This is a genomic window from Nonomuraea guangzhouensis, assembly GCF_019396345.1.
In the GTDB taxonomy this organism is placed as follows: domain Bacteria; phylum Actinomycetota; class Actinomycetes; order Streptosporangiales; family Streptosporangiaceae; genus Nonomuraea; species Nonomuraea guangzhouensis.
Window position 1 is genome coordinate 69681 of the sequence record NZ_JAHKRM010000040.1, and the last position, 23270, is coordinate 92950.

A 23270-nucleotide genomic window follows, 5' to 3' on the forward strand; every position below is an offset into this window, starting at 1 on the left:
TTCGCTCGTGTCGGGGTGGCGCCGGGCGTGGCGGCCGGGTTGGCACTACAGTCGGATGTCCTAACGCACCAGAGATGAACAGCAGGTCATGAGGCAATACGACTCATTCGTCGCCCTTGGTGACAGCTTTACCGAAGGCCTGAACGACCCCGGCACCAACGGTCACTACCGTGGCTGGGCCGACCGGGTGGCCGAGCGGCTGGCGGCCGACAACCCGTCCTTCCGCTACGCGAACCTGGCCGTACGCGGCAGGCTGCTCGACCAGATCGTCACCGAGCAGGTGCCGATCGCCGTCGAGATGGCGCCCGACCTGGTCAGCCTGTGCGCGGGCGGCAACGACCTGCTCCGGCCGGGCAGCGACCCCGACCTGATGGCCAAGCGGCTCGCCCGCGCCGTGCGCGACCTGCGGGCCAGCGGCGCCGACGTGCTGCTGTTCACCGGTGTCGACCCGCGCGACACGCCGGTGATGCGGCGGCTGCGCGGCCGGTTCGCCATCTTCTACCTGCACATCCGCTCGATCGCCGACCTGTACGGCTGCCGGCTCGTCGACCAGTGGTCCATGCAGGGGCTGCGCGACTGGCGGGCGTGGAGCGAGGACCGGCTGCACATGAACGAGGACGGGCACCGGCTGGTGGCCGCCCGGGTCCTGGACGTGCTGGGCGTGCCGTTCGACGACTGGCAGAAGGCGTGGCCCGAGCGCACCCTCGACCCCCGCGCCCGGCGTCGCGAGGACGCCCAGTGGATCCGTGAGCATCTGGTGCCGTGGGTGTCCCGCCGCCTACGCGGCGCCTCCTCGGGCGACGGCCTGGACCCGAAACGCCCCGACCTCACCCCGTGGACCCTCTGACCGGCACCTCTCCGCTCTGAGCCGGCTCGCACCTCAGGCCCGCCCCAAGACGGACCTTGCGCAGTCAACCCACCCAGGCACCTGGCCCCACTGCGAGGACGGCCCACACCGAGAGGACGCCCGCCGAGAGGACGCCCCGCCGCGAGGGCGGGCCACCCCAGGGGTCACGCCGCTGGGGAGGGGCGCAGACGAGGCTGGGCCTCACCCAGAGGGGCCGCGCCGCAACGGCGGGTTGCGCGCGATTATGAGCCGCCGCGAAGTCGGGCCCCACCCCGCAGTCCGGCCACATCGGGCGGGCGGGCCACGCCGAGGGGCCGCCACGCCGCAAAGGCGGGCCACTTCCGGGGCCGCGCCGCAACGGCGGGTCGCGCGCGATAACGAGCCGCCCCGAAGTCGGGCCACGCCCCGAAGACGGATCACCCCATGAGGGCGGGCCGCGCCCCGAAGGCGGGTCAGTCTTCCGTTGACAGGCGTTTGAGGGCCGCTCTCGGGATCGCCGGGTCCGTGGTGCGCCAGAACGGGGGCAGGGAGCCCAGCAAAAAGCTGCTGTAGCGGGCGGTGGCCAGGCGCGGGTCGAGGACGGCGATGACGCCCTTGTCGTGCTGGGCACGCAGCAGCCGGCCGGCGCCCTGGGCGAGCAGCAGGGCGGCGTGGGTGGCGGCGACAGTCATGAAGCCGTTGCCGCCCTTGGCCGCCACGTGCCGCTGCCGGGCCGAGGTGAGCGGGTCGTCGGGGCGTGGGAACGGGACGCGGTCGATGATGACCAGGCGCAGCGACGGGCCGGGGACGTCGACGCCCTGCCACAGCGACAGCGTGCCGAACAGACAGGTCGCCTCGTCCTCGGCGAACTGTTTGACCAGCAGCATCGTGGAGTCGTCGCCCTGGCAGAGCAGCGGCACGCCGAGCCGGTCGCGCAGCGCCTCGGTGGCGGCCTTGGCGGCCCGCATCGAGGAGAACAGGCCGAGCGTGCGCCCGCCCGCCGCCTCGATCAGCTCGGCGATCTCGTCGAGGTAGGCCTGGGGCAGCCCGTCACGGCCGGGCTGCGGCAGGTGCTTGGCGACGTACAGGATGCCCGCCCGTGGGTGGTCGAACGGCGAGCCGACGTCGATGCCCTGCCAGCCCTTGTCGCCCAGCCCCCACTGGCGGGCCAGGCCGTCGAAGGTGCCGCCGAGCGCCAGCGTGGCGGAGGTGAGGACCACCGTGCGGTCGCCGAAGAGCCGGTCGCGGAGCATGCCGCCGACGTTGAGCGGGGCCACCCGCAGCACGGGCGGGCGGCGGTCGGTGGCGCCTTCCAGCCAGACCACCTCGGCGCGGTCCTCCTCCGAGGCGTGGCCGTAGGCCTCCAGCATGCGCACCGCCGTGTCGTGCACCTCGTCGAGCGCGGTGAAGGCGGCCTTGCGCTGGCCTGCTTTGTCCGGATCGTCCTTGTCGCCGCCGCGTGGGCCGAGCGCCGAGACGCACCGCGCCGAGGTGTCGCGCAGCAGCGCCAGCGTGAGCCCGAGCACCTCGGGCAGCTCGTCGACGCGGCCGGGGGGAGCGGCGGCCAGCAGCGCCTTGAGGTCCTCGGCCGCCTCCATGAGCTGGTCGGCGATCGGCTGCTCGATGAGCCGGCCGACCCGGCGTACGGCGAGCGCCGCCGAGCTCTCCGACAGCTCGGCGGTCACCACCGAGGTCACCCGGTCGACCAGCTCGTGGGCCTCGTCGACGACCACCATGTCGTGCTCGGGCAGGACCGGGATGTCGCCCATCGCGTCGATCGCCAGCAGCGCGTGGTTGGTGACGACCACATCGACCTCGCCGGCCCGGCTCCTGGCCATCTCGGCGAAGCATTCGGCGCCGCTCGGGCAGCGGGTGGCCCCCAGGCATTCCTGGGCGCTCACCGAGAACTGCCGCCACGCCTGCTCGTTGACCCCGGGCACCAGCTCGTCGCGGTCGCCCGTCTCGGTCTCCTCGGCCCATTCCTGGATGCGCTGGACCATCCGCCCCGTCGCGCCGACCTCGCGCGGCTCGAAGAGCTGGTCCTGCTCGTCGTCCTCGGGCCAGCCGGCCGTCGCCTTGTAGCGGCACAGGTAGTTGCGGCGGCCCTTGAGGATGGCGAACGTCGGCTCGTGCGGCAGCTCCTTGCCGAGCGCCTCGGCCAGCCTTGGCAGGTCGCGGTCCACGAGCTGGCGCTGGAGCGCGATCGTGGCCGTGGAGATGACCACCGGCTTGTCGGCCTCCATGGAGTGCCTGATCGACGGCACCAGATAGGCGAGCGACTTGCCGGTGCCCGTGCCCGCCTGGACCGCCAGATGCTCCTCGTCGTCGATGGCCCGTTGCACGGCCTGCACCATCGTGATCTGGCCCCGTCGTTCGCTCCCGCCGAGAGCGTTGACCGCGATGCTGAGCAGTTCTTCGGCTGGGGGCAGATGGGAGTCCGGCACGGCAGTAAACGGTACCGGCAATCGGGGGTCGACGCGCCGAACGCGGTGTGATCGTGCGGACGCATCCCGGCGTTCCCGGTCGGCTCCCGTGGCTCGCGTGGCACACTGGACGATCGGAACTCCAACTGACTCCAAAGATCTACCATAGAAGGGGCCAGTGGGGTGCAAGCTTAGATGGGGAAAGCCGGTTCAGTAGGGTTTGCCGGGGTTGAGTGGACGGATAAAGGCTGGTTAAAGCAGTATGTCTGCCATGTCGGAAGTTGTCCCGTTGCCGTCGTTCGGCGAAGTGTTCTTCGATGCCCGAGGTCAGGAGCGGTGCCTCCGGGTCACGTGGCATGAGGGCACCTTGGTGCTCAGCCTGTGGCGAGGTGAGATGTGCACCGCCAGCTTCCGCATGCCGATGGACGATGTCGGCCGGTTGCTCGACACCCTCGACGACGGGTTCGCCGAAGCCACGGGTGAGCAGCCCGCCGTGCCGGCGCACGACCCGGGCACCGAGGTGATCCCCGGCACCGGTCAATACCAACGGCCGCACCAGAGCTCGCCGCCGCCGCCGCACGACGAGCGGCCCACGGCCGCCCTGTCTCCCAACGACGTCCTAGTGGCCAGGGGCACCCCGCCGCCTCCGGACAAGCTGGTGGCCTCCTACCCCGAGACGACCGGGGCGCGCGACCCCCATGCCCAGCAGTACGGTGAGCGGGCGTCCTTCGGTGCCCAGCAGTACGGCCAGCCCAATCCCCGCGAGCCGTTCACCGGCCCCCAGTACACCGAGCCCGAGGCGCCCGAGCCCTTCACCGGCCCGCAGTACGCCGTCCCCGGCACCCCGGAGCCCTACAACGGCCCCCAGTACACCGGAGACCCGTTCACCGGCCCCCAGCAGCAGCAGTACGCGCAGCCCGCCCCGGTGCAGGACCCCGGTGAGCCCGTCTACCAGATGCCGGGTGAGCGCCGTCGTCAGGCGCCCACGTCCACCGACCCGCTCGGCTTCCCCTCTCAGAGCGCTCAGCCGAACCGGCAGCAGCCCGACGCCTACCCTCAGCAGCCGGCTCACGACCCCTACGGCCAGCGCGGATACCAGCCGCAACAGCCACCCGCGCCGGCGCTGCCGGACTCGGGCGGCGCCGGGCTCGGCACCCCGATGCACGGCATCCCCGGCGCGGGACGGCGCCAGGAGCCCATCACCTACCGCGAGAAGTACCCGCAGGTGCCCTACCCGTCCACGGACGGCTTCCCGGCCTACCAGACCCCGCCGCCCAGCCCGGCCGACCCGCTGTTCGCGATGGGCGGCAACCAGCAGCAGGTCCCGCCGTACCAGGCGGACCTGTCGCGCCCCTACGTGGGCGACCCGATGTTCTCCACCGGTGAGCGGCTCCGTCCCGACCAGGAGGAGTACGACGACAGGGGCCGCCGCAGGGAGTGGTGAGCCGGCACTCCTTCAACAGCGGTACGCTGCGATCGCGTGCCCGTGCCGACGTGGAGGAGCGCCGTGAACACCACGATGGGCCTGCAACTGCTGCTGATGGCGGCAGGAGCGGTCGCGGTCTCCGCCGTCGCCCGCCGCAAGGGCTGGCCGGCGCCACTGTTGCTGGTGGCCGCCGGGCTGCTGGTCTCGCCGCTGGTGCCCGGCGTGCCGCTCGACCCCAACCTGGTGCTGTACGTGTTCCTGCCGCCGCTGCTCTACTCGGCCGCGCTCGACAGCTCCTACCTGCGCCTGCGTGACGTCAAGCGGGCCGTGGCGCTGCTGTCGGTCGGGCTGGTGCTGTTCACCACGGCCGTCATCGGGCTGGTCGTCCACCTGCTGCTGCCGGAGCTGTCGCTGGCGGCGGCGTTCGCGCTGGGCGCCATCATCGCGCCGCCCGACGCCGTGGCCGCCGTCGCGGTCGGCAGGCGGCTCGGCCTGCCGCGCCGGGCGCTGACGATCCTCATCGGCGAGAGCCTGTTCAACGACGCGACCGCGCTGACCCTCTACCGGGTGGCGATCGGCGCGGCCGTGGGCGGCACGGTGGACCTGCTCCAGGGCGTCGGCGAGTTCCTGTACTCGGCGGCGGTCGGAGTGGCGATCGGGCTGGCGCTGGCGTTCCTGTTCGCCTGGGTGTTCCGGCACACCCGTGACTCGCTGGTCGAGAACACGCTGATGCTGCTGATCCCGTTCGCCGCCTACCTGGCGGCCGAGTCGGTGCACGCCTCGGGCGTCATCGCGGTGGTGATCGTCGGGCTCTATCTGGGCAACCAGATGCACCAGCGGGGGTTCGGCACCCGGCTGGTGTCCGACGCGGTGTGGAAGGTGACCGACTTCTTCCTGGAGGCGATCGTCTTCGCGCTGATCGGCCTGCAACTGGTCACCGTGATCAAGGGGATCGGTGGCGGTGGCTACGGCGCGTGGGAGGTCGCGCTGTACGCGGGCGTGGTGTTCCTGGTGACCGTGCTGGCGAGGTTCGTCTGGATGTTCCCCGTCACCTACCTGACCAGGCTGTTCAGACGGAACGAGCCGGCGCCCGCGGCCTCGCATGTCGTGATCATCAGCTGGGCGGGCATGCGCGGGGTCGTCTCGCTCGCCGCCGCCTTCGCCATCCCGGTCGGCACGCCCGACAGGGACATCCTGCTCTTCCTCACCTTCACCACGGTGATCGGCACGCTGCTCGTCCAGGGCACGACGTTCCCCATGCTGATCAGGCGGCTGCGCGTGTCGAGCGAGCAGGAGCAGTATGAGGACAGGCTGGCCGAGGCGTCGGCGCAGCAGGCCGCGCTCACCGCGGGCCTGGAGGTGCTCGACCGCCTGGCCGAGGCCGAAGGCGAGCCCGACGAGATCCAGAAGCAGGTCATCGATCAGCTCAAGGAGAAGTCGTGGCGGCGCTCGCTGACGGCGTGGGAGCGCCTGGGCGGCGGCACCGCCCAGGGCGGCGCCGAGACGCCCAGCTCCCTCTATCGCCGGCTGCGCCGCGAGATGCTGCAGACCGAGCGCGAGACGTTCGTCAAGCTACGCGACGAACGCCGGCTCGACGACGAGGTGCTCCGCGAGGTGATGGCCGAGCTCGACTTCGAGGAGGCCATCCTGGAGCGTTAACCCATCGCGTTGTCGACGAAGCACCACTTCCACGCCTCGCCGGGCTCGAACGACTGCATCACCGGGTGGGAGGTGCCATGGAAGTGCTTGGTGGCGTGTTTGCTGGGCGAGGAGTCGCAACACCCGATATGACCGCATTCCAGGCAGCGGCGCAGGTGCACCCACCGGCCACCGGCGGCCAGGCACTCCTCGCAGCCTTCGGGCGTGCGCGGAGCCGGGTCGCCTGCCTTGAGAAGATGCTCACACGTTGTCATGGGGGAATCCTAGAACGCCTGCCGCGCTTCCCCGTGCCCGGACCCCTCGCGGTCGGCTGACAAGCCGGCGGCACGGATCCGTTGGGTAGGGTCCCCAGTATGCGTCGCCTCAAAAGCCGGTTCGTGCCCCTCGCAGCCTTCGCCATGTTCGTGCTCGCCGCCGGATGCGGTGAGGTCAACAACACTATCGACAAGGCTCAGTCCTGCCTGGAGGCCCCGAAGATCGTCACCGAGCTGGCCGGCAAGATCGCCGAGCTCAAGGACGACCCCAAGGCCATGGAGAAGGCCCTCGACGACAGCGCCGCCAAGCTCAACGAGGTGGCCGACAAGGCCGCCAACACCACGCTCAAGGAGGCGTCCGACGACCTGGCCAAGACGCTGAGCGGCATCGACGTCAAGGACGTCAACGACGCCGTCGACGCGGTCCAGAAGGTCGGCACCGAGACCGCCACCTACCTGAAGACGGTCGCCCAGGCCTGCGGCGGCTGACCCCGGCCAACCCCGGCTTCTCTAGGGGGAATATGTGCAAACTAGCGTCGTTCGTATGGAGCCTGACCCGCGTTTCACCCTCGCGAACGAGCGCACGTTCCTCACCTGGTTGAGCACCGCGCTGGCACTCAGCGCGGGTGGGGTGGCCATGGCCGCGCTCCCGGACGGTCTGTTCATCCCCTGGGTGCGCACCGCCCTGGCCGTCGTCCTGGTCACTCTCTCCGCGCTGGCGGCGGGCATGGCCTACCCGCGCTGGCGCAACATCCAGCGCGCGCTGCGCGAGCAGGCGCCGCTGCCGCCACCCGCGCTGGCCGCCGTGTTCGGCTACGGCGTGGCGGCGGTCGCGGTGATCGCCCTGGTGGTCATCGTCATGGGTGCCTGATCCGGCCGTGTCCGACGAGATCTGGGACCCCGGGCTGCAGAGCGAGCGGACCCGCCTGGCCTGGGTACGCACCGCCGTGGCTCTGTCGTCCGGCGGCCTGGGCGCGATGGGGCTGTCGGCGCGGCACGGGCTGCCCCTCGGCGCCATCGCCGCGTTCGTGCCGGCCGCGTTCTGCGGTGCCGCGCTGCTGCTCAGGACCGGCATCCGGTTCCGTCGCGTCCAGGAGGCGCTGCACGGCGGCAGGTCCGTGGACGCCCGGCTCGACGCGTTGCTGGCCTGGCTCGGCACGCTCAGCGTGGTGGCCGGGGCTCTCGTGTTCGTGCTGGTTCTCGCGTAAGCGGTTGCGATTTTCCGACAAATAGGACGACACTCGAAGGAGGGGGTGACTCATGGAAGAAGAGATCAGGAGTCTGCCGTTCGAGTGTCAAGAGTGCTGGTACGTCTGGGAAGAGGAATACCACGTCAGGCACTTCGACGATCGCCACGGCAACGAGCGCGAGATCTGGTTGCGCAGCGGTGTGCCGGTCCCACCGCCTTCGTCGGGGGCCATCTGCCCCAAGTGCGGCTGCCAGCACGCCACGATGTTCCCGGCAGGCTACCTCAGCCGGCATCCGGAGCTGATGTCTCCGGCCGAACCCGCGCCGCCCGACGCGACGCCGCTGCTCAGTCCGGTTCAGAGACGGGTTTACCCTCTCTAACCTGACAGTAGGTGAGCATTTCATAGCCCTGAGTGTCATAGTGCCGTCTTGTCCGGGTCACGGGTGGGGCGGACACTCGAAACCGGATGGCGGTACCTGACCGGGGGTGGTCCTGGTGCGTGAAGGGTTCAATACCCAGGAAACATGGCCTTTCGAGTGCATGCGCTGTCTGCATGTCTGGGAGGAAGAGTACGTCGTCAGGCATCTGACCGACGACTACGGCAACCAGGTCAAGATCTGGCTGCGGGGCAGCGTGACCGTGCAGCCGCCAGGGTCGGACACGTGCTGTCCGGGCTGCGGGGCCTACCACGTCACCTCGTTCCCGACGGGATACCTCTCCCGTCACCCCGAGCTGGTGCCCATGCCGGCGCCGGAGCCGGAGCCCGCGGCGGAGCTGCCCGTCGTGCGTGACGTGGTGCGGGCGCCCATGGTGAGGGCGACTCTCCCCGGACGGCTGCTGCTGGCGGTCGGGCTGCCCGTGGCCCTGTTCGTGGGCTACGAGCTGTTCGAGAACATGACGCGCGTGGTGCACCCGCACTGACGGCTGACCTCGGGCGCCCGCCGCCGATCGCCGCGGGCGCCCGAGGCCGTCAGCTGAGGCTGTCCAGCCAAGCCTGGTGCAGGCCGGCGAAGCGGCCGGAGGCAGCGATGAGCCGATCCGGCGAGCCGTCCTCGACGATCTCGCCCCGCTCCATGACCAGCACCCGGTCGGCGATCTCCACCGTCGAGAGCCGGTGCGCGATGATCAGCGCGGTCCGGTCGGCGAGGATCGTGCGCAGCGCCCGCTGCACCAGCCGCTCGCTCGGCACGTCGAGGCTGGAGGTCGCCTCGTCGAGGATGAGCACCGCGGGATCGGCCAGGAACGCCCTGGCGAAGGCCACCAGCTGGCGCTGACCGGCCGACATGCGCCCGCCCCGCTTGCCCACCTCGGTGTCGTAGCCGTCGGGCAGCGCGGAGATGAACTCGTGCGCGCCGATCGCCTTGGCCGCCTCACGCACCTCGCGGTCGGACGCGCCGGGGCGGCCGAACCTGACGTTGTCGGCGACCGTACCGCTGAACAGGAAGTTCTCCTGCGTCACCATGACCACGGCCTTGCGCAGCGTCGGCTCGTCGAGCTCACGCAGATCGACGCCGTCGAGCAGGACGCGGCCGGCGGTCGGATCGTAGAACCGGGAGATCAGCTTGGCCAGCGTCGTCTTGCCCGCGCCGGTCGAGCCGACCAGCGCGACGCTCTGCCCGGCCGGGATCGTCAGATCCAGCCCCGGCAGGATCGGCCGCTCCTCGACGTAGGCGAACCGGACATCCTCGAACTTGACCTTGCCGCGGGCCTTGGGCAGCGCCTTCGGCTCGCGCGGCTCCGGCACGGCCGGCTCCTCCTCCAGCACGCCCGACAGCTTCTCCAGCGCGGCACCCGCCGACTGAAGGGTGTTGTAGAACTGGCTGATCTCCTGCATCGGCTCGTAGAACTGGCGCAGGTAGAGCAGGAAGGCCGCCAGCACGCCGACCGTGACCTCGCCGTGCAGCGCCAGCCAGCCGCCGTAGACCAGCACGCCCGCCACGGTCACGTTGCCGATCAGCTTGATGCCCGGCATGAACACCGCGATGAGGTGCATGCTGCTGGCGTTGGCGCCGCGATAGTCGTCGTTGAGCTGCTTGAAGATCTCCTGGTTACGCGGCTCCCGGCGGAAGGCCTGTACGGCGCGGATGCCGGTCATCGACTCCACGAAGTGCACGATGACCAGCGCCACCGTCTCCCTGGTCCGCCGGTAGACGATCGCCGACTGGCGGCGGAACCACCGGGTGAACAGCAGCAGCACCGGCAGCGGGATCAGCGCCACCAGGCCCAGGTGGACGTCGAGCACCAGCAGCAGCGCGGCCGTGCCGAACATGGTGAGCACGGCGGTGACCAGGCCGTCGAAGCCCGACTGCAGCAGCTCGGCGATGGCGTCGATGTCGGAGGTGAGCCGGGAGATGACGCGGCCGGAGGTGTACTTCTCGTGGAAGCTCAGCGACAGCCGCTGGAAGTGGTCGAACACCCGCCTGCGCAGCTCCAGCAGGATGTTCTGGCCGATGCGGCCGGACAGCTGCAGGAACGCCTGCCGGGTGAGGGCCTGCGTCACCGCCGCCGCCAGGATCACCCCGACGACGGTCAGCAGCGTGCCGGGGCCGGTGCCCTTGAGCATCGGCGGGATGCCCGCGTCGATGCCGACCTTCACCAGGTAGGGGATCGCCAGGCCGGCCAGGTTGGACACGATGATGATGCCGGTGAGCAGGGCGATCGCCTTGCGGTGCGGCGTGAGCAGGTCGCCGAGGAGCCTGCGGGAGCGCTCCCGCAATAACACCGTCACCGTCTCGGACAAGTCATCCTGATTCTCGGAGGCGACACCCCGCCAGTCGGCCGCGCTCGGGGTCGTGCTCGAGGTCGTGGTCGTCGTCATCGGAGTGCTCCTTCCGAGGGGTCGAAGTCGGCGTCCTGGGCGAGCAGCTCGCGGTATTCGGGCACCTCGTCGAGCAGGTCGTGGTGCCGTCCGACGTGCGTGATCGTGCCGTCCCTGAGCAGCGCCACCTTGTCGGCCAGCAGGACCGTGGAGGCGCGGTGGGCGACCACGATGCCGGTCGCCTCGCGCAGCACGTGACGCAGCGCCTCCTCCACCAGCGCCTCCGTCTCGACGTCGAGCGCGGACAGCGTGTCGTCGAGGACCAGGATGCGGGGCTTGCTCAGCACGGCCCGGGCCAGCGCCAGGCGCTGCCGCTGGCCGCCGGACAGGGACATGCCCTGCTCGCCGATCCGGGTGTCGAGGCCCCAGGGCAGGTCGTACACGAACATGGCCTGGGCGGTGCGGATGGCGTCGTCGAGCTCCTCCTCGGTGGCGTCCTGGCGGCCGAGCGTGAGGTTCTCGCGCACGCTCATCGAGAACAGCGTCGGCTCCTCGAACGCCGTGGCCACCACCTCGCGCAGCGCGGGCAGCGACAGGTCGCGCACGTCGTGTCCGTCGATCGTGACGCGGCCGGCGGTGGGGTCGATCAGCCGGGGTACGAGTGAGGTCATCGTCGTCTTGCCCGAGCCGGTCGCGCCGACGATGGCGACCGTCTCGCCCGGCCGTACCTCCAGCCACACATCACGCAGCACCGGCTGGTCGGCGCCGGGGAAGCGGAACTCCACGCCCTCGAAGCGCAGGTGGCCGCGCGGCCGCTCGATCGAGCCGGTGCCGCCCTCGATGGCCGGGACCGTGTCCATGACCTCCATGACCCGGTCGGCGGAGGTCATCGCCTCCTGGGCCATCGCCAGGATGAAGCCGAGGCTGGCGATCGGCCAGACGAGCTGCAGCATCAGCGTGGTGAACGCGACCAGCGTGCCCAGCGTCATCGAGCCGCTCCCCACGGCCAGCGCGCCGAGCAGCAGGACCAGGGCGAGGGTGAAGTTGGGGATCATCTCGAGGAAGGTGAAGAAGCGGGCCGACAGCCGCACCTTGTCCATCGAGGTGCCGTAGACCTTGCGCGCCGAGTCGTCGAACTGGTCGAACACGTGGTGCCGGCGGCCGAACGCCTTGATCGTCCGGATGCCGATCGCCGACTCCTCGACGACCGTGGCGAGGTCTCCCTGCTGGTCCTGCACCTGGCGGGAGATCTTGATGTACTTCTTCTCGAAGCGCAGCGACACCGCCACGATCGGCACGGCCGACGCGGCCACCAGCAGCCCGAGCGGCCAGTACATGTTCAGCAGCAGCACCGTCACGGTGGTCAGCTGCAGGATGTTCATGACCAGGAAGAGCATGCCGAAGCCGAGGAAGCGGCGGATCGTGGACAGGTCGGTGGTGGCCCGCGACAGGAGCTGACCCGACTGCCAGTCGCCGTGGAAGTCCATCGGCAGGCGCTGCAGGTGCTCGTAGAGGTCGTTGCGGATGTGGGTCTCCAGCCCGAGGACCGGGCCGGTCTGCGTCCAGCGCCTGAAGAAGGTCAGGAACGCTTCGAGAACGCCCACGCCCAGGGCGATGAGACCGAGGGGGAGCAGGGCACCGGAGTCGCCGTGGAGCACGGGCCCGTCGACGACCTCCTTGCCCACGAGAGGCAGGGCGATGCTCGCCCCGATGCCGATGATCGCGGCCAGCCAGATGAAGACCAACCTGAGGACGTAGGGGCGGAGATAGGGCTTCATCCGCCACAGGGCGTTGGAGGTGAGTGGTCGGGAGATGGGCAGGGGACGGCGAGGAGAACGCGTATCGGGAGGCATCCCATCCAGGCTAATACGTTGGATCAACCGATTTTCTGGTAGGTACCGCCTGCTCCGTGCCCCCAAAGCGGAACAGTTTTCCAACCGCACAGCCCATTGAAAGGCCTGGTCCGAGCGCCTTAGGGTGATAAATCAGGATGCCTGCGGGGCCACCGATCGGGTTGACCGCCTCGTCCGAAAGTCAGAAGGCGAAGGGCCGCGGGGTGTCGCGGGAGGTCACCCACTGCAGCTCGGTGAAGTCGTCGGCGGCGAAGCCCACGCCGAAGCGCCCCCAGCCGCTGTCCTTGACCCCGCCGAACGGCATCTGCGGCTCGTCGTTGACCGGCTGGTCGTTGATGTGCACGATCCCCGCCTCCAGCCGCCGGGCGATCTCCAGTCCCCGGCTCGGCTGCCCGGTCAGCACGGCCGCGGTCAGGCCGAAGCGCGACTCGTTCGCCCGCCGTACCGCCTCGTCCGCGTCCTCGACGACGTCGAGGATGACGACGGGACCGAAAGTCTCGTCGAAGGCGAGCTCGGCTTCGGCCGGCACTCCGGTGAGGACGGTGGCCGGGTAGCACGGTGGCTCGGGGGTACCGCCCGCGAGTACGCCGGCGCCCATCGCGACGGCCTCCTCGACGCGGCGGGTGACGAGCGAGAGCGCCCACTTGTTGATCAGCGGGCCGATGACCGTGCGCGGGTCGGCCGGGTCGCCCATCGGCAGCGTGGCCGCCTTGGCGGCGAAGCGTTCGGTGAACTCGGCGGCGATCGCCCGCTCGACGTAGATGCGGCGGGCGCACATGCACACCTGGCCCTGGTGGACGAAGGCGCCGTAGGCGGCGGCGTTCACCGCGTAGCCGAGGTCGGCGTCGGCCAGGACGATCAGCGGGTTGTGGCCGCTGAGCTGCAGCACGATGCGCTTGAGGTGGCGCCCGGCCGCCTCGGCCAGCCGCCGGCCGGTGACGGTCGAGCCGGTGAAGTTGACGCGGCGGACGTGCGGGTGGCCGATCAGCTCCTCGGCGATCGCGCCGGCGTCGCCCGGCGCGTGGGTGACCACGTTGAGCACCCCGGCCGGCAGTCCGGCCTCGGCGAACACCTCGGCCCACAGCGCGCCCCCGGTCAGCGGCGACTCCTCGGAGGGCTTCAGCACCACGGTGTTGCCCAGCGCCATCGGCCCCACGATGGCCCGGGCGGCCAGGACCAGCGACGCGTTCCATGGCGCGATGGCGGCGACCACGCCGACCGGCCCTCTGATGGCGTACGCGCGGGTGCCGGGGACGTCCGACGGCATGATCTGCCCGATCGGGTCGTGGGCCAGCCCGGACGCCTGGCGCAGCAGGGAGGTGCAGAAGCCGATGTGCATCATGGCGACCTGCCGGGTGCAGCCGATCTCGGCCGTCATGAGCCCGGCGATCTCCTCGGTCCGCCGCTCCACGATGTCGGCGGCGCGGAGCAGGACGCTCTGCCGGTCCGTCGGCGACGTCGCCGACCAGGAGGCGAACGCGGCGTGCGCCGCCTCGACGCCGTGCCGGGCGTCCTCGGCGTCGCCCGCGGCGACCTCGGCCAGGACGGCCCCCGTCCACGGGTTGTGCTTGTCGTATCGCCGCCCGGTATTGGAATCGGACCAGCGCCCGTCGATGTAGTGCCGCACCGCCAGGATCACAGGGCCGAGTCTTCCAGACGGTAGCCGACCGGCAGTAACGGGACCTGCGCCCGGCCGGCGACCAGACCCCACAGCCCGCGCGGCAGGAACAGCGCGAACGCGACGGCGACCAGGCCCAGCCCGATCAGGTAGACGGCGCCCGCGTCGGCGAAGGCGTACTGCACGGTAAAGAACAGGACCGCGCCGACGATCGGCCCCTCGAACGTGCCGAGCCCGCCGACGAGCACCATGAAGATCATGTACGCGGTCCACTGGACGCCGAAGATCGACTGGGGCTGGATGAACAGCGTGTTGGCCAGCGTCAGCGCCCCGGCCGCGCCGCAGCCGAACCCGGCCAGCACGAACAGCAGCGCCTTCAGCGGCCGTACCCGCACGCCCACCGACGCGGCCGCGTCCTCGTCGTCGCGGATGGCCTGCAACGCGGCGCCCGTCCGGTGCCGCAGCAGGGCGAAGACGAGGGCGAGCAGCAGCAGCGCGAACGCCAGCGTGATCCAGTACGTGTAGGCGCGGCGCAGGTCGGGGCCGTAGACGTTCAGCCCGCGCAGCGACACCCCGGTGCCGCCGCCGAGATCGTGGTCGAAGGTGACCAGCAGCGCCAGCACCTCGGCCACCACCCAGGTGCCGACCGCGAACTGGCCGCCCCGCAGCCGCAGGACCAGCGGGGACAGCAGCGCCGCGAGCACCGCCGAACCCACCGAGGCGAGCGCCACGGCCGGGTAAGGGCTCATCCCCCACTGGGTGAGAAAGATCGTGCCGTACGCGCCGGCGCCGATGAACGCCTGCTGCCCGACCGACACCATTCCGCCGTAACCGGCCAGCGCGTTCCACATGACCGCCAGGATCAGGAAGATGAACAGGCTGGTGAGCTGCTGCACGACGTTGGCGGTCACCATGTACGGCATGCCGCACAGCGCGAGAGCGGCAACCACCACACACATGGAGGCGACCCGGGAGGCGGTGCTGGAGCGGCGGACCCGGCGGCCGGTGGTCATGGAGCGCTCCGGGTGACGATGGACCTGCCGCGCGGGCCGGCCAGGATGACGAGGAAGACGAGGTGCCCGGCGAGGATCGAGTACTGCGGGTCGATCGTGCCCCCGACGGTCTGCGCGACGCCGAGGACGACGCCGCCGATCAGCGTCCCCCACAGCGAGCCGAGCCCGCCGATGACCACGGCCTCGAAGGCGAAGATGAGCTGCGCAGGACCGGCCAAGGGGTCGAAGGTGGACCGGATCGCCAGGAACACCCCGGCCAGCGTGGCCGTGGCGACGGCGATGGCGGTCGCCCTGGCGTACACCGACGAGGCCGGGATGCCGACGAGGGCGGCGGTGCCGGGGTCCTGCGCGGTCGCCCGCATCTCGCGGCCGAAGCCGGTACGGCGCAGCACGAGGTGCAGCCCGCCGAGCACGAGCACGGCCGCGGCCAGCACCAGCAGCCCGAAGACGGGCACGGAGAGCTGCCCGGCGACCCGCAGGCTCGCGGTGGAGATCCACCCGGCCGGCGCGCCGAGCGAGTGGACGTCCGGGGAGAAGGCGCGCAGCAGCGCGTTCTGGATGACGATGGCCAGGCCGAACGTGGTCAGCAGCGGGATCAGCGGCCCGCCCCGCAGGCTGCGCGCGAGCACGGTGCGCTGGAGCAGGTAGCCCATGCCGAGCATGACGGGCAGCGCGGGCACGAGCGCGACCCACGGCGAGAGGCCCAGCCGGTCCACCAGCGCCCACACCAGGAAGGTGCCCAGGATCGCCAGGTCGCCGTGCGCCAGGTTGATGATCCGCATGACGCCGAACATCAGCGACAGCCCGCAGGCGAACAGCGCGTACAGGCCGCCCAGGAAGACGCCCTGCACCACGGCGTTGACCCAGGTCATCGCGGCTCCGCGCGGAGGCCGAAGTACGCCTCGGTCACCTGGTCGCGGGTGACCGCCCCGCTGGCGGACTCCAGCGCGACGGCGCCTTCGAGCAGGCAGATGACGCGATCACTCACCGACAGGGCGCGCCCCAGGTCCTGCTCGACGAGGACCACCGTCGTGCCGCTCGCGAGCACCCGCGACAGCGACGCGTACACCGTGTCGACCGCGATCGGCGACAACCCGAGCGACACCTCGTCGATGAGCAGCAGGCGCGGGTTGGTCATCAGGGCCCGGCCGATGGAGGTGGCCTGCTGCTCGCCGCCGGACAGGTCGGCGGCGCGCCGGTGCAGGAGCGGTTTCAGCAGGTCGAACGCGTCGAGCACGGTGTCGAGGCGCCATTGGCCCGGCCGCCCCCGCCGGCCCGCGACCAGCAGGTTCTCCTCGACCGTCAGCCCGGCGAACAGCCTGCGGCCCTCCGGGACCAGCGCGATGCCCCGCCCGACCCGCCGGTGGGCGGGCAGCGCGGTGATGTCGGCGCCGTCGAACACGACGGTGCCCTCCGCCGCCGGGTGCGCGCCCGCGATCGTGCGCAGCAGCGTGGACTTGCCCGCGCCGTTCGCACCGATGAGCGCGACGCATTCGCCCTCGTCCACGGCGAGCGACACACCGCGTACGGCGGTCAGCAGCCCGTGCCGGGCGACGAGTCCCGCCACGCGCAGCAGGCTCATGTCGCGCCCCTTCCGAGGTAGGCGTCGATGACGACCGCGTTCCGCAGCACCTCGGCGGGCACGCCGTCGGCGATCACCCGCCCGGCGTCCATGCACACCAGCCGGTCGACCACCTTCAGCAGGATGTGCACGATGTGCTCGATCCAGACGACGCCGATCCCGAGGGCGATGAGCTGCTTGACGGTGATGACCAGGTCTTCGGCCTCGGCGTCGGTGAGCCCGCCGCCGATCTCGTCGAGCAGCAGCACGCGGGGGCCCGTCGCCAGGGACCGGGCGAGTTCGAGCCGCTTGCGGTGCATCAGGCCGAGGCTCTCCGCCCGCCGGTTCGCCACGTCGACGAGCCCGCACAGCTCCAGCACCTCGACGCAGCGCGCGTACAGCCGCGACCGGGAAAGCCCTGCCCCGTAGGCCGCGCCGACCAGGACGTTCTCCAGGACGGTCATCCCGCCGAAGGGACGGGGCACCTGGAACGCCCGGCCCACGCCCCGGCGGCAGCGCAGCTCGGTACGCAGGCCCGTCACGTCGTCCCCGTCGATGAACACGCGGCCCGCGGACGGCGTGACGGACCCGGCCAGGATGCCGAGCAGCGTCGTCTTGCCCGCGCCGTTGGGACCGACGATGCCGACCGCCGCCGCCGGCCCGACCTCGAAGTCCACGCCGTCGAGCACCCGCAGCGCCCCGTAGTCCTTGGTCAGGCCGCGCCCGGCGAGCACCGGCGCGCTCATGCGCGGTACGTCCGCAGCTTGGCCGCGACGGGGACCTGGGGGTCGGAGGAGTTCTCGCACAGCACGAAGGTCACCTTGTCCCGGCCACCCGCCGGCGCCGTCACCCACTGGCCGCCCAGGATCGGCGTGGCCACCACGTTGGCGTTGGGCCCCTTGCCCCATTGGAGGCGGCCGACCGGAGTCCGCACGTCCAGCGAACGGATCGCGGCGGCCACGGCGGTCTTGTCCTTGGGGTCGGACGCCTTCGACAGCGCCGCCGCGGCCACGTCGAACAGCGCCAGGCTCGGTCCGAGCTGCTGGTTCCACTGCTTGCCCGTGGCCTCCCGGTAGCCGTCGGCGAGCCCCTGAGAGCTGAGCTTCGTCAGCGACGAGGTGTAGGGGTAGGCGGGCGCCCAGTAGGCGCCGCCCGCGATGTTGACGCCGATGGGGCCGAGCGCCTCGATCTGCGACGGGAACAGCCCGGTCTTCGCCACCTGCGCGATCTTCGGGGTGTACCCCTGCTGCGCGGCCTGCTGCCAGAACGTGGCGAAGTCCGGCGGGATCGGGAAGGTGTTGAAGATCTCGCAGTTCTCGGCCTTGAACTTCGCGATCTGCGCCGAGTAGTCGTTGGTGCCGTCGGTGTAGGCCCCGGGATCGACGATCGTGTAGCCGGCCTTGGTCAGCAGCGGACCGAGCGCCTGGCGGATGGCGTTGCCGTCGGAGTCGTTGGGCCACATGACCCCGACCTTCTTGTTCGTCGCGATCTGCGGCCACAGGTGTGTGTAGGCGTTGGCGAACTGCTGCACGCCGAAGCAGAAGTGGTAAGCGAACTTGAAGGCGTCCTGCTGGCCGGGTTCGGCGCCCCGGCCGAAGTACCAGGCCTCCCAGGGCACGACGGTCGAGACGCACGGCACCCCGGCGGCCTCGCAGGCGTCCGAGACCGGGTTCACCGTCTCCGGCGTCGAGGTCGTCAGCATCAGGTCGACGCCCGAGCCGTTGATCAGGTCGTTGGCCACCTGGGACGCGCGTTGCGGGTTGGACTGGCCGTCCCTGTCGATGATCTCGACGGAGTACTTCCGGCCGGCGACGGTCAGCCCGCCGGCGAACGCCTTGCGCGCCAGACCCAGCACGTACGCGTCGGGCTCGCCGAACCCGGCCGCGGGCCCCGTCCGCGGACTGACGAACCCGATCTTGAGGGCGGCCGAGCCGCCTCCGCCGCCGCTCGCCGGGTTCTGACACGCCGACAGCAGGGGCACGGACAGGGCGGTGGCGGCGAGCACCTGCCGCCTGGTTAAGCCGGAGGAAGGGGATCGGTTCACGCGCGCCTCCAGGGTGAGGTGGAGAGTGATCGGAACGTACGAGCGCGCGTGCCACAAGTCAACGCGGCGTTCGAACATGTGAAACGCTTGTGGCATGACCTCCCAGTCGCTGGAGCGCGGGCTGCTGATCCTCTCGACGTTCAGCGAGGCCCGGCCGATCCTCGGCATCGCCGACCTGGCCCGTTCGGCCGGCCTGAACAAGAGCACGACCTACCGCTACGTGGCCACGCTGGCCAAGCTCGGCTATGTCCAGCAGGATCCCGAGACGAAGAAGTACTCACTGGGGCCGCGGGTCGTCGACCTCGGCTTCGCCGCGATCAACTCGATGGAGATCACCCGGGTCGCCGCCCGCCATCTCCAGGCCCTGTCCGACGAGACCGGCTACGCCGCCAGCATGGCCGTGCTCGACGGGCCCGACATCGTCTACGTGGAGCGGCGGCGCAGCGGCCGGGGCGGCGGCGGGTTCGCGGTCGATCTCAACCTGCACGTCGGCTCGCGGCTGCCGGCCTACTGCACCTCGATGGGCAAGGTCCTGCTCGCCTTCCGCGAGCCCGCCGCGCTGCGCGCGCTGCTCGACCGTACCGACTTCGCCAGGCGCGGCCCCCGCACCATCACCGCGCGCGAGCAGCTCGTGTCCGCCCTGGAGCGGGTACGGCAGAGCGGCATCGCGGTCAACGACGAGGAGCTCGCCCCGGGGCTGCGCTCCCTGGCGGCGCCGGTGCGCGACAGGTCGGGCAACGTCGTGGCGGCCATCAACATCGCGGTGCACCTGACGACCTGGAACGTCCCCGTCGACTCGGTCGTGGGCCGCCTGGAGGGGCCGCTGCGCCGTACCGCCGCAGAGATCTCCAGCGGGCTCGGCTTCCGCGGCGGGAATTTGTGTTCCAGTAGCTGAAACGCCGTATTGATTGCGCCGCACCACGGAACTACATTCGGCCCTTGTCCGCGAGCGAAGGGGGCGCAGGTGTTCCTCGACCCAGCAACCTGGCAGGGCCGGATCTTCGTCGCCGGGGCCTGGTCTCCCGGCGGCGGCGGCACGATCGACGTCACCGAGCCCGCGACGGGCTCCGTACTCGGGCAGGCCGGCCTGGCCGACGCGGCCGACCTCGGCAGAGCCGCCGAGAGCGCGGCCGAGGCGCAGCGCGAATGGGCCGCCACCCCGCACCCCCGGCGCGCGGCCGTGCTGCGGCGCGCGGCGCAGCTCTGGAGCGAGCACGCGGAAGAGATCACCTGGTGGAACGTCCGCGAGGTCGGCGCGGTGCCCGCCATGGCCGGGTTCGCCGTGCACGTCGCCGAGCAGGAGTGCTACGAGGCGGCGAGCCTGCCCAGCCGCTCCTACGGGGAGCTGCTGCCGAGCGAGGAGCCGCGCCTGTCGATGGCCAGGCGGATGCCCGTCGGCGTCGTCGGGGTCATCTCGCCGTTCAACGTGCCGATCATCCTGGGGATCCGCTCGGTCGCGCCCGCGCTGGCCCTGGGCAACGCGGTCATCCTCAAGCCCGACCCCAGGACCGCCGTGACCGGCGGCGTGACGATCGCCCGCGTCCTGGAGGAGGCGGGCCTGCCGCCGGGGGTCTTCCAGATGCTGCCCGGCGGGAGCGACGTGGGTGAGGCGATGGTGACGCACCCGCTGGTGCGCGTCATCTCCTTCACCGGCTCGACCGCCGCGGGGCGCCGGGTGGGCGAGCTCGCCGGCCGGCACCTCAAGCGGGCGCACCTGGAGCTCGGCGGCAACTCGGCGCTGATCGTCCTCGACGACGCCGACGTGGACCAGGCCGCCAACCTCGCCGCGTTCGGCACGTTCTTCCACCAGGGCCAGATCTGCATGACGACCGGACGGCACCTGGTGCACGAGCGCGTCTACGACGACTTCGTGGAACGGCTGGCCGCCAAGGCCGCGAACCTGCCGGTCGGCGACCCGGCCGGCCAGCAGGTCGCGCTCGGCCCGCTGATCGACGCCGGCCAGCGCGACCGGATCCATCGGGTGGTCACCACGAGCGTGGAGGCCGGCGCGAAGCTCGCCGCGGGTGGCAGCTACGACGGGCTGTTCTACCCGGCGACCGTGCTGTCGGAGGTGACGCCGGACGTGCCCGCCTTCACCGAGGAGATCTTCGGTCCCGTCGCGCCGGTCACCCGCTTCTCCGGCGTGGAGGAGGCCGTACGGCTGGCCACCGCCACCGAGTACGGCCTGTCGCTGGGGATCGTCACCAGGGACGTGATGAAGGGCCTGGCCCTGGCCGACCGCGTCCCGACCGGCATCGTGCACATCAACGACCAGACGGTCAGCGACGAGGCCAACAGCCCGTTCGGCGGCATCGGCGCCTCCGGCACGGGCGCGCGCTTCGGCGGCGCCGCCGCCAACATCGAGGCGTTCACCGAGACCCGCTGGGTCACCATGCGCGGCGAGCCACCCACCTACCCCTTCTAAGGGAATCGCGTCAACGGTCGGCGTCGCCCTCCTCAAGGATCTTGGCGGCGGTGGCTGGATCCATGAGCGTGGACCAGACCTGCTCAGCTCCGTAAAGAGGCCGATGCGGAGCCGGTGTTCGCATCCCCAGCTGGCTCGATCGCAGCCGGGGATGCGGGCGAGGATCACCGCGACGATGTCGTCAGGGGCGCTCCCGATGATCCGTACAGCAACATAGTTAGGCCTTGATGGCCTCGGCGACGAAGTTCTTCTTCGCCATCTTCAGCTGGTGAGCTCCGAGTCAACGACCAAACGCATCGAAGATCTAAAGGCAGGGTCTCCAACGGACGGTCTCCGAATTTGTCCATTGAACTCACGTATGTCGGCCTCCTGGTCAGCTCCCCAAGCCGTGGCGGTCGGCGTAGTGGGTGGCCTCGACGCGGTTGCGGACCCCGATTTTGGCGAACACGTTGTTGATGTGCGTCTTGACCGTGGCCTCGCCGATGAACAGCGCCGCGGCGATTTCCGCATTGCTCAGCCCGCCCGCGATCAGGCCGAGCACCTCGGCCTCGCGGGCCGTCAGGCCGCCGGGCAACTGCCGCGCCATGGGCCGCGGTGCGCGGTCCATCGCCGCCACCAGCCGGTCCGACACCTTGGCGTCGAAGGTCGACTGCCCGGCGACGGCCGAACGCAGCGCCGCCGCGATCTCGGCGCGGCCCGCGTCCTTGGTCAGGTAGCCGCGCGCTCCTGCCCGCAGCGCGCGGGCGATCGACTCGTCGTCGGTGTAGGTGGTGAGGACGACGACCGCCAGGCCGGGATACTCGCTGACGATCCGGCCGGTCGCCTCGACGCCGTCCATGACGGGCATCCGCAGGTCCATCAGCACGACGTCCACGGGGCGCGCGCCGTCTGCGCTTTCCGCCCCGTCTGCGGCGTTCGCGGCCAGCAGGGTGAGGGCCTGGCGGCCGTCGCCGGCCGTACCGACGACCTCGACGTCCTCGACCAGGCCGAGCAGGGCGGCCAGGCCCTCGCGCATCAGCTGCTGGTCGTCCACCACGACCACCCTGATCACTCCCGCACCTCCACCATCCCCTGTGCGCCCACCGCTCCGCTCACTCTGGCACCTCTGCGGTCACCTGCCAGCTTCCGTCGTGGTGGCCGGAGTCGAGCGTGCCCCCGGCCAGCGCGAGACGTTCGCGCATGCCGGTCAGCCCGAACCCGCCCTTGGCCGGAACCTCGGCGGGCAGCGAGTTACGTACCCGCAATCGCACCACATCGGCGGTGAAGTCGAGCGTCATCGACACGGGCGCGTCCGGCGCGTGCCTGGCCGCGTTCGTCAGCGCCTCCCGTGCGGTCGCGACCAGTGAGACGGTGGCCGCCGACGACAGCCCGCGCGGGACCCCGTCCGCGCGGAAGTCCACCGGCGACCGGTGGTCGCGCCGATGCACCTCGGCCAGCGCGGAGAGCGCGCCGGCCAGCGAGGGGATGTCCTGCCGCAGTGCGGCGACCGCGTTGCGGGCCTCCGTCAGGCCGTCGGCGGCCAGCTTGCGCGAGCGCCGCACCGTCGCCAGCGCGGTGGCTACGTCGCCCTTCTCCGCCAGCATGGCCTCGGCCAGCTCCAGTTGCACACCCAGCACGCCCAGCGAGTGCGCGAGCACGTCGTGGATCTCGCGGGCGATCCTGGTGCGCTCGTCCAGCGCGGCTGCTCGGGCCTGCTCCGCCTGGGCGAGCCGGGTCTGCTCCAGGAGCCGTTCGGCCTGCTCCCGCCGTACGACGTGCTGCCGATGATTGACGCCGATCAGTGTGATCGCGAGCAGCATCAGCGCCTGCCCGAACGCATCGGCCGGCGACTCCCCGGAGACCGGCCATGTCAGTACGGCCAGTGCCATCGTGCCCGCGCCAACGGCCATGATGGCGGCCACGGGCGGGGCGGCGAGCGCGGCGAACCGGCCGAGGAGGACCGCCGTGAGGAGCACCGCGGAACTGTCCTCGGCGGCCCCCAGGGCAACAGCCGGCAGCAGCGTCGCCGCGCCCAGCAGCGCGGCCGCGAGCCTGGGCCGGGACCGGTCGAGCGACACGAACAACAGCCAGCACACGGCGCTCACCCCGTACAACGCCCAGACCCACGGCGCGCTCTCCCGGGCGGTGACCAGGATGGCGGTGACGAACAGCGTGCCGAACACCTGCACCACCAGCCAGCCCGGTGCGATGGTGTCCGGCAGCGACCGTTTCTCCTTCATGC

The 23270-nt window shown here is 71.2% G+C and carries 22 protein-coding genes; 10 read left to right on the top strand and 12 right to left on the bottom strand.

Features of this window, described 5'->3' with window-relative positions; translation table 11 throughout:
• The first annotated feature begins 88 nt into the window (after positions 1-88).
• Positions 89-847 (top strand): SGNH/GDSL hydrolase family protein, encoded by a 759-nt coding sequence (locus KME78_RS53470; protein WP_219537736.1) that lies wholly within the window; start codon positions 89-91, stop codon positions 845-847.
• Positions 848-1299: 452 nt separating this feature from the next.
• Here the strand turns inward: KME78_RS53470 and KME78_RS53475 are convergent, their stop codons facing one another.
• Positions 1300-3270: an ATP-dependent DNA helicase gene (locus KME78_RS53475; protein WP_308127477.1), complete on the bottom strand. Its 1971-nt coding sequence runs from the start codon at positions 3268-3270 to the stop codon at positions 1300-1302.
• Positions 3271-3520: 250 nt separating this feature from the next.
• Between KME78_RS53475 and KME78_RS53480 the strand changes: the two genes are divergently transcribed.
• Both KME78_RS53480 and KME78_RS53485 read left to right on the top strand, forming a co-directional pair.
• A complete protein-coding gene (locus KME78_RS53480; protein WP_219537737.1) occupies positions 3521-4693 on the top strand; it encodes a hypothetical protein in 1173 nt (390 codons plus the stop codon).
• 63 nt (positions 4694-4756) lie between these two features.
• Positions 4757-6334 carry a Na+/H+ antiporter gene (locus KME78_RS53485; RefSeq protein WP_308127478.1) on the top strand — a complete coding sequence of 526 codons (1578 nt, stop codon included), beginning with the start codon at positions 4757-4759 and terminating at the stop codon, positions 6332-6334.
• Here the strand turns inward: KME78_RS53485 and KME78_RS53490 are convergent.
• Positions 6331-6588 (bottom strand): ubiquitin carboxyl-terminal hydrolase 14, encoded by a 258-nt coding sequence (locus tag KME78_RS53490; RefSeq protein WP_219537738.1) that lies wholly within the window; start codon positions 6586-6588, stop codon positions 6331-6333. The two genes, KME78_RS53485 and KME78_RS53490, sit on opposite strands and share 4 nt — an antisense overlap.
• 99 nt (positions 6589-6687) lie before the next feature.
• Here KME78_RS53490 and KME78_RS53495 point away from each other — a divergent pair, with 99 nt between their 5' ends.
• The 5 genes from KME78_RS53495 (at position 6688) to KME78_RS53515 (ending at position 8698) form a co-directional block, all read left to right on the top strand.
• Positions 6688-7077: a DUF8711 family protein gene (locus KME78_RS53495; RefSeq protein WP_246654430.1), complete on the top strand. Its 390-nt coding sequence runs from the start codon at positions 6688-6690 to the stop codon at positions 7075-7077.
• Between the two features lie 55 nt (positions 7078-7132).
• A complete protein-coding gene (locus tag KME78_RS53500) occupies positions 7133-7459 on the top strand; it encodes a YidH family protein (protein ID WP_219537739.1) in 327 nt (108 codons plus the stop codon).
• Positions 7460-7466: 7 nt separating this feature from the next.
• A complete protein-coding gene (locus KME78_RS53505) occupies positions 7467-7796 on the top strand; it encodes a DUF202 domain-containing protein (protein WP_219537740.1) in 330 nt (109 codons plus the stop codon).
• 52 nt (positions 7797-7848) lie between these two features.
• On the top strand, positions 7849-8157 hold the full coding sequence (locus tag KME78_RS53510) for a hypothetical protein (RefSeq protein ID WP_219537741.1): 309 nt from the start codon (positions 7849-7851) through the stop codon (positions 8155-8157).
• Positions 8158-8317: 160 nt separating this feature from the next.
• Complete coding sequence (locus tag KME78_RS53515; protein WP_219537742.1) at positions 8318-8698, top strand: hypothetical protein; 381 nt, start codon at positions 8318-8320, stop codon at positions 8696-8698.
• A gap of 49 nt (positions 8699-8747) precedes the next feature.
• Here the strand turns inward: KME78_RS53515 and KME78_RS53520 are convergent, their stop codons facing one another.
• The 8 genes from KME78_RS53520 to KME78_RS53555 form a co-directional block, all read right to left on the bottom strand.
• Complete coding sequence (locus KME78_RS53520; protein WP_219537743.1) at positions 8748-10595, bottom strand: ABC transporter ATP-binding protein; 1848 nt, start codon at positions 10593-10595, stop codon at positions 8748-8750.
• Positions 10592-12313, bottom strand: coding sequence for an ABC transporter ATP-binding protein (locus tag KME78_RS53525; RefSeq protein WP_219537744.1), 1722 nt, complete (start codon positions 12311-12313; stop codon positions 10592-10594). The genes KME78_RS53520 and KME78_RS53525 overlap by 4 nt, the downstream gene beginning before the upstream one ends.
• A 256-nt stretch (positions 12314-12569) precedes the next feature.
• Positions 12570-14027, bottom strand: coding sequence for an aldehyde dehydrogenase family protein (locus KME78_RS53530; RefSeq protein WP_219537745.1), 1458 nt, complete (start codon positions 14025-14027; stop codon positions 12570-12572).
• Entirely contained in the window at positions 14024-15019 is a 996-nt protein-coding gene (locus KME78_RS53535) for a branched-chain amino acid ABC transporter permease (RefSeq protein WP_219537746.1), read from the bottom strand. Before KME78_RS53535 ends, KME78_RS53530 begins: the two co-directional genes overlap by 4 nt.
• On the bottom strand, positions 15016-15891 hold the full coding sequence (locus tag KME78_RS53540; RefSeq protein WP_219537747.1) for a branched-chain amino acid ABC transporter permease: 876 nt from the start codon (positions 15889-15891) through the stop codon (positions 15016-15018). The genes KME78_RS53535 and KME78_RS53540 overlap by 4 nt, the downstream gene beginning before the upstream one ends.
• Positions 15888-16601, bottom strand: a complete 714-nt coding sequence (locus KME78_RS53545; RefSeq protein ID WP_219537748.1) for an ABC transporter ATP-binding protein — start codon at positions 16599-16601, stop codon at positions 15888-15890. Before KME78_RS53545 ends, KME78_RS53540 begins: the two co-directional genes overlap by 4 nt.
• A complete protein-coding gene (locus KME78_RS53550; protein ID WP_219537749.1) occupies positions 16598-17326 on the bottom strand; it encodes an ABC transporter ATP-binding protein in 729 nt (242 codons plus the stop codon). The genes KME78_RS53545 and KME78_RS53550 overlap by 4 nt, the downstream gene beginning before the upstream one ends.
• Positions 17323-18624: an ABC transporter substrate-binding protein gene (locus tag KME78_RS53555; protein ID WP_219537750.1), complete on the bottom strand. Its 1302-nt coding sequence runs from the start codon at positions 18622-18624 to the stop codon at positions 17323-17325. The genes KME78_RS53550 and KME78_RS53555 overlap by 4 nt, the downstream gene beginning before the upstream one ends.
• 94 nt (positions 18625-18718) lie before the next feature.
• Here KME78_RS53555 and KME78_RS53560 point away from each other — a divergent pair, with 94 nt between their 5' ends.
• Both KME78_RS53560 and KME78_RS53565 read left to right on the top strand, forming a co-directional pair.
• Complete coding sequence (locus tag KME78_RS53560; RefSeq protein ID WP_214636113.1) at positions 18719-19519, top strand: IclR family transcriptional regulator; 801 nt, start codon at positions 18719-18721, stop codon at positions 19517-19519.
• A 69-nt stretch (positions 19520-19588) separates the two neighbouring features.
• Positions 19589-21049, top strand: coding sequence for a benzaldehyde dehydrogenase (locus KME78_RS53565; protein ID WP_219537751.1), 1461 nt, complete (start codon positions 19589-19591; stop codon positions 21047-21049).
• 373 nt (positions 21050-21422) lie between these two features.
• On the opposite strand, the gene KME78_RS53570 is transcribed toward KME78_RS53565, so the two are convergent.
• Together KME78_RS53570 and KME78_RS53575 are read right to left on the bottom strand one after the other, a co-directional pair.
• Complete coding sequence (locus tag KME78_RS53570; RefSeq protein WP_219537752.1) at positions 21423-22100, bottom strand: response regulator; 678 nt, start codon at positions 22098-22100, stop codon at positions 21423-21425.
• Between the two features lie 40 nt (positions 22101-22140).
• Entirely contained in the window at positions 22141-23268 is a 1128-nt protein-coding gene (locus KME78_RS53575) for a sensor histidine kinase (RefSeq protein WP_219537753.1), read from the bottom strand.
• Positions 23269-23270: the final 2 nt, after the last annotated feature.

What these genes read in the sequence shown, in the direction of transcription:
- KME78_RS53545 (WP_219537748.1), bottom strand. Translation starts at nt 16,601, where the DNA reads ATGAGCCTGCTGCGCGTGGCGGGACTCGTCGCCCGGCACGGGCTGCTG.
- KME78_RS53490 (WP_219537738.1), bottom strand. Translation starts at nt 6,588, where the DNA reads ATGACAACGTGTGAGCATCTTCTCAAGGCAGGCGACCCGGCTCCGCGC.
- KME78_RS53535 (WP_219537746.1), bottom strand. Translation starts at nt 15,019, where the DNA reads ATGACCACCGGCCGCCGGGTCCGCCGCTCCAGCACCGCCTCCCGGGTC.
- KME78_RS53510 (WP_219537741.1), top strand. Translation starts at nt 7,849, where the DNA reads ATGGAAGAAGAGATCAGGAGTCTGCCGTTCGAGTGTCAAGAGTGCTGG.
- KME78_RS53525 (WP_219537744.1), bottom strand. Translation starts at nt 12,313, where the DNA reads ATGAAGCCCTATCTCCGCCCCTACGTCCTCAGGTTGGTCTTCATCTGG.
- KME78_RS53540 (WP_219537747.1), bottom strand. Translation starts at nt 15,891, where the DNA reads ATGACCTGGGTCAACGCCGTGGTGCAGGGCGTCTTCCTGGGCGGCCTG.
- KME78_RS53575 (WP_219537753.1), bottom strand. Translation starts at nt 23,268, where the DNA reads ATGAAGGAGAAACGGTCGCTGCCGGACACCATCGCACCGGGCTGGCTG.
- KME78_RS53550 (WP_219537749.1), bottom strand. Translation starts at nt 17,326, where the DNA reads ATGAGCGCGCCGGTGCTCGCCGGGCGCGGCCTGACCAAGGACTACGGG.
- KME78_RS53480 (WP_219537737.1), top strand. Translation starts at nt 3,521, where the DNA reads ATGTCGGAAGTTGTCCCGTTGCCGTCGTTCGGCGAAGTGTTCTTCGAT.
- KME78_RS53560 (WP_214636113.1), top strand. Translation starts at nt 18,719, where the DNA reads ATGACCTCCCAGTCGCTGGAGCGCGGGCTGCTGATCCTCTCGACGTTC.
- KME78_RS53515 (WP_219537742.1), top strand. Translation starts at nt 8,318, where the DNA reads ATGCGCTGTCTGCATGTCTGGGAGGAAGAGTACGTCGTCAGGCATCTG.
- KME78_RS53500 (WP_219537739.1), top strand. Translation starts at nt 7,133, where the DNA reads ATGGAGCCTGACCCGCGTTTCACCCTCGCGAACGAGCGCACGTTCCTC.
- KME78_RS53495 (WP_246654430.1), top strand. Translation starts at nt 6,688, where the DNA reads ATGCGTCGCCTCAAAAGCCGGTTCGTGCCCCTCGCAGCCTTCGCCATG.
- KME78_RS53520 (WP_219537743.1), bottom strand. Translation starts at nt 10,595, where the DNA reads ATGACGACGACCACGACCTCGAGCACGACCCCGAGCGCGGCCGACTGG.
- KME78_RS53470 (WP_219537736.1), top strand. Translation starts at nt 89, where the DNA reads ATGAGGCAATACGACTCATTCGTCGCCCTTGGTGACAGCTTTACCGAA.